Annotated in this window: 8 protein-coding genes; 6 read left to right on the forward strand and 2 right to left on the reverse strand. The window is 76.9% G+C overall.

Annotated elements, in window-relative coordinates; all coding sequences use genetic code 11:
• Nucleotides 1–47: 47 nt before the first annotated feature.
• Entirely contained in the window at nucleotides 48–1,415 is a 1,368-nt protein-coding gene (locus tag ACFVXK_RS33000) for an efflux RND transporter periplasmic adaptor subunit (RefSeq protein WP_389619154.1), read from the reverse strand.
• Nucleotides 1,416–1,681: 266 nt separating this feature from the next.
• On the opposite strand from ACFVXK_RS33000, the gene ACFVXK_RS33005 reads away from it, so the two are divergent.
• The 5 genes from ACFVXK_RS33005 (at nucleotide 1,682) to ACFVXK_RS33025 (ending at nucleotide 8,904) form a co-directional block, all read left to right on the forward strand.
• Nucleotides 1,682–2,251: a hypothetical protein gene (locus ACFVXK_RS33005; RefSeq protein ID WP_389619157.1), complete on the forward strand. Its 570-nt coding sequence runs from the start codon at nucleotides 1,682–1,684 to the stop codon at nucleotides 2,249–2,251.
• Nucleotides 2,252–2,567: 316 nt separating this feature from the next.
• A complete protein-coding gene (locus tag ACFVXK_RS33010) occupies nucleotides 2,568–6,500 on the forward strand; it encodes a Pls/PosA family non-ribosomal peptide synthetase (protein WP_389619160.1) in 3,933 nt (1,310 codons plus the stop codon).
• A gap of 60 nt (nucleotides 6,501–6,560) precedes the next feature.
• A complete protein-coding gene (locus ACFVXK_RS33015; protein WP_389619163.1) occupies nucleotides 6,561–6,812 on the forward strand; it encodes a hypothetical protein in 252 nt (83 codons plus the stop codon).
• A gap of 304 nt (nucleotides 6,813–7,116) precedes the next feature.
• Entirely contained in the window at nucleotides 7,117–7,749 is a 633-nt protein-coding gene (locus ACFVXK_RS33020) for a class I SAM-dependent methyltransferase (protein ID WP_389619166.1), read from the forward strand.
• Nucleotides 7,750–7,998: 249 nt separating this feature from the next.
• A complete protein-coding gene (locus ACFVXK_RS33025) occupies nucleotides 7,999–8,904 on the forward strand; it encodes an ADP-ribosylglycohydrolase family protein (protein ID WP_389619169.1) in 906 nt (301 codons plus the stop codon).
• 3 nt (nucleotides 8,905–8,907) lie between these two features.
• Here ACFVXK_RS33025 and ACFVXK_RS33030 read toward each other — a convergent pair whose 3' ends face one another.
• Nucleotides 8,908–9,723 carry a hypothetical protein gene (locus ACFVXK_RS33030; protein WP_389619171.1) on the reverse strand — a complete coding sequence of 272 codons (816 nt, stop codon included), beginning with the start codon at nucleotides 9,721–9,723 and terminating at the stop codon, nucleotides 8,908–8,910.
• 245 nt (nucleotides 9,724–9,968) lie between these two features.
• Between ACFVXK_RS33030 and ACFVXK_RS33035 the strand changes: the two genes are divergently transcribed.
• On the forward strand, nucleotides 9,969–10,926 hold a 958-nt coding region (locus ACFVXK_RS33035; RefSeq protein ID WP_389619174.1), incomplete at its 3' end, for a serine hydrolase domain-containing protein.

Raw genomic sequence — 10,926 nt, forward strand, 5'->3', positions numbered from 1 at the left:
GCCGGGTGGCCCCGCGCGGCGGGTGCGGCGCGGCCACAGCGGCGGCGTCATCCGCGGCCACCCCCGCCCCCGCCGGACCGGAACCCGCCGCCCGCGCCACCGCCACCGCCGCCGGCCCCGCCGCGGTTGCGGTTGCCGCCGCCGGCGCCGCCGGGGAAGGCACCGCCCGGGAAACCGCCGTTGCCGGCCGAGGACACCGTGGCGAGCTGCACCTGCTGGCCCTCGGTCAGCCCGCTGAGGATCTGGTCGCTGCCGTCGCCCTCCAGACCGACGGTGACGGGCGTGCGTACGGTGGTGCCGTCCGCCCGGACGACGGTCACGCTGCGGTTCGCCCCGGTCCCCGAGACGGCGGTCGTGGGCACGGACAGCGCTCCGGATGCCTCCCCGACGACCACCTGGATGCTGGTGCTGAGCCCGCTGCGCAGGTCGTCGGTGGGGCTGGTGATGGTCAGGGTGGCCGCGTACTGCACCGCGCTCCCGCCACCCGCGCCGCCGCCACCGGAACCGCCGCTGCTGACGGGGAGCGAGCTGACGGACAGCACCTGCGCGTTGAGGGTGCGCCCGGACATCGCGTTGAGGGTGACCGTCGCCGCCTGGCCGGGCTTCAGGCGCAGGGCGTCGGCCTCCGAGAAGTTCGCCGTCACCTGCATGCCCGTGGGATTGGTGAGCACCACGAACCCGGACAGGGAGGAGGAAGCGGCGGCGGCAGAGGAGGAGGAAGAGGCCGAGCCGCCGCCCGAGCCCCCGCCGCCGTTGCCCCCGCTGCCGCCACTGCCGCTCCCGGCGGCGCCCGTGCCCGCGACCGTGTCGCCGGTCCTGGCCGACACGGAGGCGACCGTACCGGCGGCCGGAGCCCTCAGCACGGTGCCGTCCACGGCGCGCTGCGCGGAGCCCACGGCGTTCTGCGCCTGGGTGAGCTGGGAGTTGGCCTGGGCCACCTGCGCCGGATCGACGGTGGGCGTGGCCGCGGGCGCGGGCGCGGAGCCGGCGCGCGAGGACGAGCCGCTGCCCGAGGCCGCCGGGGTCTGCCCGGCCTCCGCCTTGGTGACGTTCGCCTGCGCCGCGGTCAGCGCGGCCTGGGCCTGCGCCAGGGTCTCCTTGGCGGCGGTCGCGTCGACCCTCCCCAGCACCTGTCCCGCGGTGACCTTGTCGCCCGCCTTGACGTCCACCTCGGTCAGCCGCCCGCCGGTGGTGAAGTTCACCCCGGCGTCGTTGGGCGAACTCAGGGAACCCGAGCCGGAGACGGTCGCCAGGACGGTTCCCTTGGCGACCGTGGCGGTCCGGGCACCGCCGCGCGCCGGAGCGTCGGTGCCGCTGGTCACCGCCGCGTAGGCGCCGCCGACGCCCGCGAGGACGGCCACGGCGAGCGTCGAGTTGATGAGGACGGCTTTGCGCCGCCGGGGGAGCACCTTCATGGAGCGGCATGCTGGCCTCCGGCACTTTGGAGGTCCTGGGAACTTCCTGGGAGTTCCCTGGGAACCGCGGGCCCGGCCGAAGGGGACGTTCGGCGTCGAACGGGGCGTAACACCGGCCGTTCCGGTCGCCGGGGGACCGGCGCCCCCGCCCGTTCCCAGGCAACTCCCAGCCGATGCCCGGCCCGCGCCCACCTCCGTACGGTTGAGTCCCGGTCACCGGTGTGCCCCAGCCGCCGGTCAACCGGAGCCCCGAGGAGACCACGGACATGCCCAGGACCACCACCGGCCCCGCGTCCCGGGCGGCCCTGACCGCCGTCTTCCTCACGGTGTCCGGGCTGCTGCTCGCCGGCTGCGGCTCCGGGTCGGGCGGCGCCGCCAAGGCGGCCGCCGGCAGCACGGCGCCCTCGCCGGGCGCCACCTCGGCCGACGCCTACCGCCAGTGCCTGGCCCAGCACGGGGTCACCCCGGCCCCCCGCCCGAGCGGTTCGCGCGGCCCCGGCGGCGGCCCGGGCGGCTGGGGCCAGGGTTCCCGCGGCCCCGGCGGCGGCCCGTCCGCCGACCCGAAGCGCCAGGAGGCCGCGCAGGCCTGCGCGAGCCTGCGCCCGCAGTTCGGCGGCGGCCGCGGAGGCGGCGGCGACGGCAGCGCCATGAAGGCGTTCACCGGCTGCCTCAAGGACCACGGTGTGGCCCTGCCCTCCGCCTCCCCGAACGCGCCGGGCATGCGCGGCTTCCCCACCTCCGACCCGGCCTCGGCCCAGGCCTTCGAGACCTGCAAGGCCCTGCTGCCCCAACGCCCCCACGCCACCCCCACCCCCGGAACGACCCCCTCCGCCTGACCGCCCGCCGCCACGGCCGGGCGGTCGAACGGGGGACGGCCGAACCGAACACCGGGCCAGGAGCCGGCCAAATCCTGATCAAGGAGAGGCGGCCCGTACCGCCCTGACACGCGGTGCGCGGCCCCCCGGGCCCCGTGTGCGGCGGGCGACTTGACCGGGTCATGGGGCGGGCGGGGCCCTGTTCGATCGCTCGAGACAGCGACCCGCGACGGGTGAACCGCCGACGGCTCGACGGTATCTGTGCAGGCGTACGGCAACCGTTCCCCCGGGGCGGCGGACCGCACACCCCCCAGCACGTGAAACCGAGGCCCTGCCGATGTCAACCCTCCCGTCCGGCCACCACCTCCCCCCGGTCCCGAACCCGCGCAGCCGCCCGCGCGACGCCGCCGTCCTGCGCGGCGCCCCGGCCCACCCGCCGCGCACCCTCCTCGACGTCTTCGACGCCACCGCCGCCGCGCACCCGGCCGCACCCGCCCTGGACACCGGCGACCGGATCCTCGACTACCGCGCCCTCGCCGCCGAGACGCGGGCCCTGGCGCAGCGGCTGCGCCGGGCGGGGGCCGGCCCCGGCGACCGGATCGGCGTGCGCGTCCCCTCGGGCACGGCGGACCTGTACGTGGCGGTGCTCGCGGTACTGCGCTGCGGCGCGGCCTACGTGCCCGTCGACGCCGACGACCCCGAGGAGCGCGCCGCCACCGTCTTCCGCGAGGCGGGCGTCTGCCTGGTCCTGGGGGAGGGGGCCGCCCTCGCACCCGGCGCCGTCCCGCCCCTGGGAAGCACGCCGGGAACCATGCCGCGCCCCGTCCTACCGGGCGACGACGCCTGGATCATCTTCACCTCCGGATCCACCGGCCTCCCCAAGGGGGTGGCGGTCCGTCACCGCAGCGCCGCCGCCTTCGTCGACGCCGAGGCCGGACTGTTCCTGGCCGACCGGCCGCTCGGCCCGGGGGACCGGGTCCTGGCGGGGCTCTCGGTGGCCTTCGACGCCTCCTGCGAGGAGATGTGGCTGGCCTGGCGGCACGGCGCCTGCCTGGTCCCCGCCCCCCGCTCGCTCGTCCGGGCCGGCCACGAACTCGGACCCTGGCTGGTCGAGCGGGGCGTCACCGTCGTCTCCACGGTGCCCACCCTGGCCGCACTGTGGCCGCCCGGCTCCCTGGACCGCGTCCGGCTGCTGATCGTGGGCGGCGAGGCGTGCCCGGCGGAGCTGGTGGACCGCTTCGCCGTGGACGGCCGGGAGATGTGGAACACCTACGGCCCCACCGAGACCACCGTCGTGGCCTGCGCCGCCCGTCTGCGCGCCGGCGAACCCGTACGGATCGGACTGCCGCTCGACGGCTGGGACCTGGCCGTCGTGGACGAGGCCGGCGAACCCCTGCCCCACGGGGAGGTCGGCGAACTGGCCGTCGCCGGCGTGGGCCTGGCCCGCTACCTCGACCACGCCAAGGACCGGGAGCGCTACCGGCCCTGCCCGGCCCTGGGCACCGACCGGGCCTACCGCACCGGCGACCTCGTCCGGGCCGACCCGCAGGGCCTGGTGTTCGCCGGCCGCGCCGACGACCAGGTCAAGATCGGCGGCCGGCGGGTCGAGCCCGGCGAGATCGACGCCGCGCTCACCGCGCTGCCCGGCGTGCGCGCGGCCGCGTCGGCCGTGCGCCTGACCCCGGCGGGCGGGCGGATCCTCGTCGGCTACGTGGTCCCCGGCCCCGACTACGTCCGCGACAGCGCCCGCGAGGAGCTCGCCCGGCTGCTGCCCGCCGCCCTCGTCCCGCTCCTCGCCGAGGTGGCGGAGCTGCCCACCCGCACCTCCGGCAAGGTCGACCGGGACGCCCTGCCCTGGCCGCTGCCCGCCGACCCGGCACCGCAGGCCCGGCTGACCCCGGCCGAGGCACGGCTGGCGGCCCTGTGGGAGGACCAGCTCGGCGTGCGCCCGGGCCCCGGCGACGACTTCTTCGCCCTCGGCGGCACCAGCCTGGGCGCGGCCCGCCTCGCCTCCGCTCTGCGCCCCGGACACCCCGGCATCTCGGTGGCCGACCTCTACCGGCGGCCGGTCCTGCGGGACATGGCGGCCCACGCCGAAACCCTCGTGGCCGGCCGGGACACGCGGCCCCCGGTCCGCCCGGTCCCGCGCCGGGCCGGCCTCGTCCAGTGCCTCGCCCAGACCGCCGCCCACGCCGTCACCGGCCTGCGCGGGGTGATCGTCCTGGCCGCCCTCGACAACGTGCTCGGCCTGCTCACCCCCCACGTCTGGACCCCGTACACCCCCTGGTGGCTCGTACTGACCGGCTGGCTCGTGCTGTTCACCGCCCCCTCCCGGTTCGCCCTGGGCACCCTCGCCGCACGGCTGCTGACCCGGGGCGTGCGCCCGGGCACGCACCCGCGCGGCGGCCGCACCCACCTGAGGCTCTGGGCGGCCGAACGGGCCGTCGCCGTCTTCGGGGTCCCGGCCCTGCTCGGCACCCCGTGGGCCGCCCGGTACGCCCGCGCCCTCGGCTGCGCCACCGGACCGGGAGCCGCCCTGCACGCGATGCCGCCGGTGACCGGGCTCGCCGAGTTCGGAGCCGGCTGCGCGGTGGAGCCCGAGGCCGACGTCCGGGGGTGGTGGCTGGACGGGGACCGGCTGATCGTCGGGGCCGTCCGGATCGGGGCCGGCGCACGGGTCGGCCACCGCGCGGTGCTGATGCCCGGAGCGGAGCTCGGCGAGGGCGCCGAACTCGCGGCGGGAGCCTGCCTCGACGGGCGGGTCCCGGCGGGCGAGACCTGGCACGGCTCCCCGGCCCGGCTCCTCTACCGGGCCCCGGCGCACCGGGGCCGGCGCCCCGCGCCGACCCGGCCGCACGGACCGCTCCGCTGGCGGGCCGCCTACGCGCTCTCCCTGCTCCTGCTGCCCCTGCTGCCGGCGGTCGCGGCGCTGCCCGTCGCGATCGCCACCTACCAGCTCGTCAAGGACCGTCCCACGCTCGCCGGGGTCGCCGGGCGGCTGGTGCTCGCCGCTCCGCTCTCCGTCCTCGTGGCCGCGCTCTGCTGGATCGCCCTGGTCGCCCTGGTGGTCCGCGTCCTGGGCCGGCGCATCACCCCCGGCAGCCACCCCGCCGACGGCGGCGTGGCCTGGCGGGTGTGGCTGGTCCACCGGCTCCTCGACGGCGCCCGCAGCGGCCTGTTCCCCCTGTACGCGAGCCTCGCCACCCCGCTGTGGCTGCGCCTGCTGGGCGCCCGGATCGGCCGCGGCACCGAGATCTCCACGGTCCTCCCGCTGCCCTCGCTGCTCCGCGTCGACGACGGGGCCTTCCTCGCCGACGACACCCTCGTCGCCCCCTACGAACTCCGCGACGGCCGGATGCACCTGGGCGCGGTGCGGGTCGGCCGCCGGGCCTTCGTCGGCAACTCCGGCATCGTGGGGCCCGGCCGGCACGTCCCCGACGGCGCCCTGGTCGGCGTCCTCTCCGACGCCCCCGCCGACCCCGCCCCCGGCAGCTCCTGGCTGGGCCGTCCCGCCCTCGAACTGCCGCGCACCGCCGCGGCCGCCGAGCTGAGCCGCACCTTCGCCCCGCCCCGGCGGCTGGTCGTGGCCCGGGCCGCCGTCGAACTGTGCCGGCTGCTGCCGCTGGTCTGCGGACTGCTGCTGGCCGAGGGCGTGTTCCTCGGGGAACAGGACGCCCTGCTGGCCGGCGGACCCCTGTGGGCGGCGGCGGCCGCGGTGCCGCTGCTGCTGGCCGCCGGGGCGGCCGCCGCGCTGACGACGACCGCCGCCAAGTGGCTGCTGGTCGGCCGGTTCCGGGTGGCCGAACACCCGCTGTGGACCCCGTTCGTCTGGCGCAACGAGCTGTACGACACCTTCGTCGAATCCCTCGCCGTCCCCTGGCTGGCCGGCCCCTTCACCGGCACGCCGGTGCTGAACTGGTGGCTGCGCACCCTCGGGGCGCGGATCGGCCGGGGCGTGTGGTGCGACACGCACTGGCTCCCGGAGACCGACCTGGTCACCCTCGGGGACGGGGCCACGGTGAACCGGGGCTGCGTCCTGCAGACCCACCTGTTCCACGACCGCGTCATGCGCATGGACACCGTCCGCCTGGACGCGGGAGCCTCGCTCGGCCCGCACAGCATCGTGCTCCCCGGCAGCACCGTCGGCGCCCACACCTCCGTGGCCCCCGCGTCCCTGGTGATGCGCGGCGAGACCCTCCCCGCGGGCACCGCCTGGGCGGGCAACCCGGTCGCGGGCTCCGCGCCCGTGACGCGGGCTCCCGGGGCGTGACCGCGGGCGCGCCCCTCGCTACCGTGGAAGCGGAAGCCCTTCCCTGCGTGAGGAGTCGGCATGCCCAAGGAGTTCGACAGGCTGGTGGACGCGAGCATCTCGGGCTCCGCCCGATCGCGGCTCCTCGAGAGGATCGGACGCATCATGGAGGAGGAGCTGGCCGGACAGGGCGCCGGTGCCCAGGACCCTCCGAACGACCACCTCGTCGAACAGGGCGTCACCGCGGGTTCCCATCGCGGCGAACTCGTCGAGAGGGTGCTGAAGAGGCTGGAGCGCGAGCTGGCCGGGGAGTCCGCGCCTGACCCCCACTGACCGCCCGGGCGCGCGCCACCGTCCGGGGCGGCCGGATCCGGGCGGTAGCCCAGGCCGTGGAGCTGGTCGGCGGTCGTCCGGGCCGGAAGTCAGCGCTCGGCCGGCACGCCCAACTCGACCACGAGGCCGTTGTTGCCGATGGGGTCACGTCCGGCTGCCCTTGTTCCACGTCCAGTTCCCGCCCGACGGCCGCCACGGTGCGGTCGTCGAGCCCGATCAGGTCCCCGAGCGCGCCCATACGTCCGGGCCTACGCGGCACCGGGAGCGCGCCGGGGCCGCGACACCGGCTGCTAGCTTCTTGCGCGTGCCGCACCACCAGGACGAGACCAGGACCGCCTACGACGGGGTCGTCGAGCTCTACGCCCGGATGTTCGCCGACCACCGCCTGGAGACCCAGCCCTTCGCCCGGGCCATGATCGCCACCTTCGCCGAGCTGGTGCGCGCGACCGGCAACCCGCGCGCGGCCGACGTCGGATGCGGGCCCGGACACCTGACGGCCATGCTGCACGACCTGGGCGTGGACGCCTTCGGCCTCGACCTCTCCCCGGGCATGGTCGCCCACGCCCGGCGGACCCGTCCGCGGCTGCGCTTCGAGGAGGCCCGGATGGAGGCCCTCCCGGTCGAGGACGGCGCCCTGGGCGGCGTACTGGCCCACTACTCGATGATCCACACCCCGCCGGAGGAACTGCCGGCCCTCCTCGCCGAGCAGGCGCGCGTCCTGGTACCCGGCGGCCTGCTCCTCGTGTCGTTCTTCGGCACCGACGGTCCCGGCCCGGTCCGCTTCGACCACAAGGTGGCACCGGCCTACAGCTGGCCCGCGGACCGGCTGGCAGACCTGCTGGCCGCGGCCGGCCTCCCCGTGTTCGCCCGCCTGCTCCACGACCCGGCCTCCGAGCGCGGGTTCCTCGACGCCCACCTGCTGGCCCGCCGCTCGTGACGCGCCGTGCCGGACGGTCCGAGCTGACCCGCTGATCGAGGACGGCGCCACGGACCCGGGCAGCGTGACGACGCTCGCACCGCACGGCCCTGCTCGGCTCACCCGCCCCTGATCGACGGTCCGCCGGCCAGCGGGCCGCCGCCGGCGGTGACGCCCCCTGCGCCGGACTCACCGGCGGCGCCCCGCAGTCGGGGCGGCCGCGCCGAAATCCGGGTGCCCCGGGCGGAACTCCTTCGTGATACTGGGCCGGTGACCGACATCCCCGCCCCCGCCCTGGACGCCCTGTCCGGGCTCGCCTTCGGCGACTCCTTCGGCGACCGCTGGTTCGCCGTCCTGCGCCGCGAGGGTTCCGCAGCCCTGGAGGCACGCGTCCCGCCCCCGGAGCCGCTGTGGCAGTGGACCGACGACACCGCCCAGGCCCTCGTACTGGTGCGGGAGCTCGCCGAGGGCGCCGGGACCGTCGACCAGGACCGCCTCGCCCGGCGCCTCGCCGAGGCCTACGCCGCCGACACGCACCGGGGCTACGGCGCCTCGATGCACGACGTGCTCCGCCGGATCGGCGCGGGCGAGGCCTGGCGGGAGGTGGTCGCCGGGCAGTTCGGCGGCCAGGGCTCCTGGGGCAACGGCGCGGCCATGCGCGTGGCCCCGCTCGGCGCCTGGCTCGCCGACGACCTCGGCGCCGTCGCCGAGCAGGCCGCCCGGCAGAGCGCGGTCTCGCACCACCACCCCGAGGCCGTCGCCGGGGCGGTGGCGGTCGCCGTGGCCGCGGCGCTCGCCACTCGCAGCCGCGGCGGCGCCGCCCCGGCGCGCCCGGAGTTCCTGCTGGCCGTCGCCGAAAAGCTCCCGGTCGGCGACGTCCGCTCGGGGCTGCGGATCGCCGCCCGCATGCCGGAGCACACCTCCGTCCGGCACGCCGCGGAGGTACTGGGGTCCGGCTACCGGATGTCCGGGCCCGACACCGTGCCCTACGCCCTGTGGTGCGCGGCGACCCACCTCGACGACCTGCACGAGGGCCTGTGGTCCACGGTCGAGGGCCGCGGGGACATCGACACCACCTGCGCCATCGCGGGCGGGGTCATCGCCGCCCGCACGGGCGTCACCGCCCTCCCGCCCGCCTGGCACGCGGCCCGTGAGCCGCTGCCCCCACCCGTGTGACCGTCAACTGGGGCGGCGCGGCGAGCCCTCGTCCGACGAGGACGAGGACGAGGACGAGGCCTCGAGGATGGTCTCGATCTCCGGAGTGGTCCGCCTCGACCGGCCCTCCCGCACGCGCTGCTCGTGCCGGGCCCCGCCGGGAGCGCCCTGCGGGTAGTCCCTGAGGAACTCCAACGCCTCGTGCGACGGCTCGCCTTGCCGCCGCAGCGCGGCGCGGAGCTGCTTCGTCGCACCCCCCGCGCGGATCTCCTCGGCGTTCGCGATGCCCATGATCATCGCTGCTGCCCGGCGCTGTTCGTCGCTCATCCCGGCGATCTCCTCCTCGCTCGGCTGCCGCCCCTTCAGCGCGTCGGCCAGCGGCTGGAAGTGCTCGGCGTCGAGGGCCGGGATGAGGCCGACGAACTGGCCCTGCTCCTCGCGGACGTAGCGGCCGTCGGTCCTCGGCGTTCCCGGGTACTGGGCCTGGTTGGTGGTGACGTACGGAGCCCCGCCGCGCCCGCTCCGCTCGTTGACCGGGCCGAACGGCGTGTCCTGCGTGGTGAACGCGCCCACCGGCCGGGCGTCGTTGCGCCTGCGGGCGCGCTCCGCCATCCGCCGCCGCCTCCCCTCGGCCTCCTCCCGCTTCTCGTCGCTGACCCGCTGCACGTAGGCGGTGGCGGCGGCGTTCCCCGCCAGGTGCCCGACGGCCTGCACGGAGGACCGTGTGACCTGGCGGCTCCCGAGGAGGAACGCCGCATCGGTGTGCGGGGCGGCCGGGGACCGGGTCGGCAGCGCCTTCCCGTCCCGTTCGCCCTGCTCCTTCTTCCGGTCGAAACCCATGACGCCGCAGCTTCCTGTAAGGGCACCGGAGGCCGGGCGGGCCACCCGGTCCCGGGCCGTCCGGCCGGTCCCCGCCGACCGTAGGCGCCCCGGCGGGGGGCGTACATGTCCGCGAGGGCAGTCCTCCACCGCATACGGGCACACCTGCTCCGGCGGAGCGGGGGAGCCGATGGGCGCGGGGAATAGGCGCGCGGGGTGCCGGGTTGCCGCGACAGCAAGATCGACAAGGTGGTTCGGGAGGGGTCATGGCAGTCCACGGCACGGTGGTCGCCGGGTTCGAAGGGGTCCGGGAGGAGTTCGCCGCGTTCCTCGCGGCCGAAGAGCACGAACCCGGCGCGCAACTGGTGGTGTACCGGGGCGGCGAACGGGTGGTGGACCTCTGGTCGCAGGGGGTGGGCGCGGACTCCCTGCTCGGCGTCTTCTCCTCCACCAAGGGCGCGGCGTACCTGGTGACCGCGCTCCTGGTGCAGGACGGCCTCCTGGACCTGGACCGGACCGTCGCCTCGTACTGGCCGGACTTCGCCGCGCAGGACAAGGGCGGCGTCACGCTGCGCGAGCTGCTGGCCCACCGGGCCGGGGTCATCGGCCTGGACGCCGGCTTCACCGCGCGGGAACTCGCCGACGACCGGGCCCTGGCGGCCCGCCTGGCGGGGCAGCGCCCGTTCTGGCAGCCGGGCCGTTTCTTCGGCTACCACGCCCTCGTGATCGGTGCCCTGGTCGGAGAGGTGGTGTTCCGGGCCACCGGACGCACCCTGCAGGCCTGGTACGAGGAACGGGTCCGCGCCCCGTACGGGCTCGACCTGTGGCTGGGCCTGCCGGAGTCCGAGGAGCCGCGCTTCCTCGGCACCCAGCCGATGCTGCCGACGCCCGCACAGGCGGCCGAGATCGAGGCGTCGGCCGCGAGCCCGTTCGGGCTGGGCGGGATCGCCTTCAACGAGCACGCCCCCGGCAACGCCGAGCTGTACGAGTTCCCCAACTCGCGCGCCGTGCGCGCCGGCGGCCAGGCCTCGGCCGGCGGACTCGGCACCGCACGCGGCCTGGCGGGCCTGTACGCGGCCGCCGCCTTCGGCCTGGACGGACGGGAACCCCTCCTCCAGCCGGACACCGCCGCCGAGTTCGCCCGGATCCACTCCGAGGGCAAGGACCTCGTGGGCGGCGGCCCGAAGGCGTACGGCCTCGGCTTCCAGAGCTACGGCCCGCAGT

Source organism: Streptomyces sp. NPDC058157, assembly GCF_042884105.1.
Taxonomy (GTDB): Bacteria; Actinomycetota; Actinomycetes; order Streptomycetales; family Streptomycetaceae; genus Streptomyces.

Coding starts and splice junctions, on each gene's coding strand:
- ACFVXK_RS33000 (WP_389619154.1), bottom strand. CDS start 1,415: ATGAAGGTGCTCCCCCGGCGGCGCAAAGCCGTCCTCATCAACTCGACG.
- ACFVXK_RS33005 (WP_389619157.1), top strand. CDS start 1,682: ATGCCCAGGACCACCACCGGCCCCGCGTCCCGGGCGGCCCTGACCGCC.
- ACFVXK_RS33010 (WP_389619160.1), top strand. CDS start 2,568: ATGTCAACCCTCCCGTCCGGCCACCACCTCCCCCCGGTCCCGAACCCG.
- ACFVXK_RS33015 (WP_389619163.1), top strand. CDS start 6,561: ATGCCCAAGGAGTTCGACAGGCTGGTGGACGCGAGCATCTCGGGCTCC.
- ACFVXK_RS33030 (WP_389619171.1), bottom strand. CDS start 9,723: ATGGGTTTCGACCGGAAGAAGGAGCAGGGCGAACGGGACGGGAAGGCG.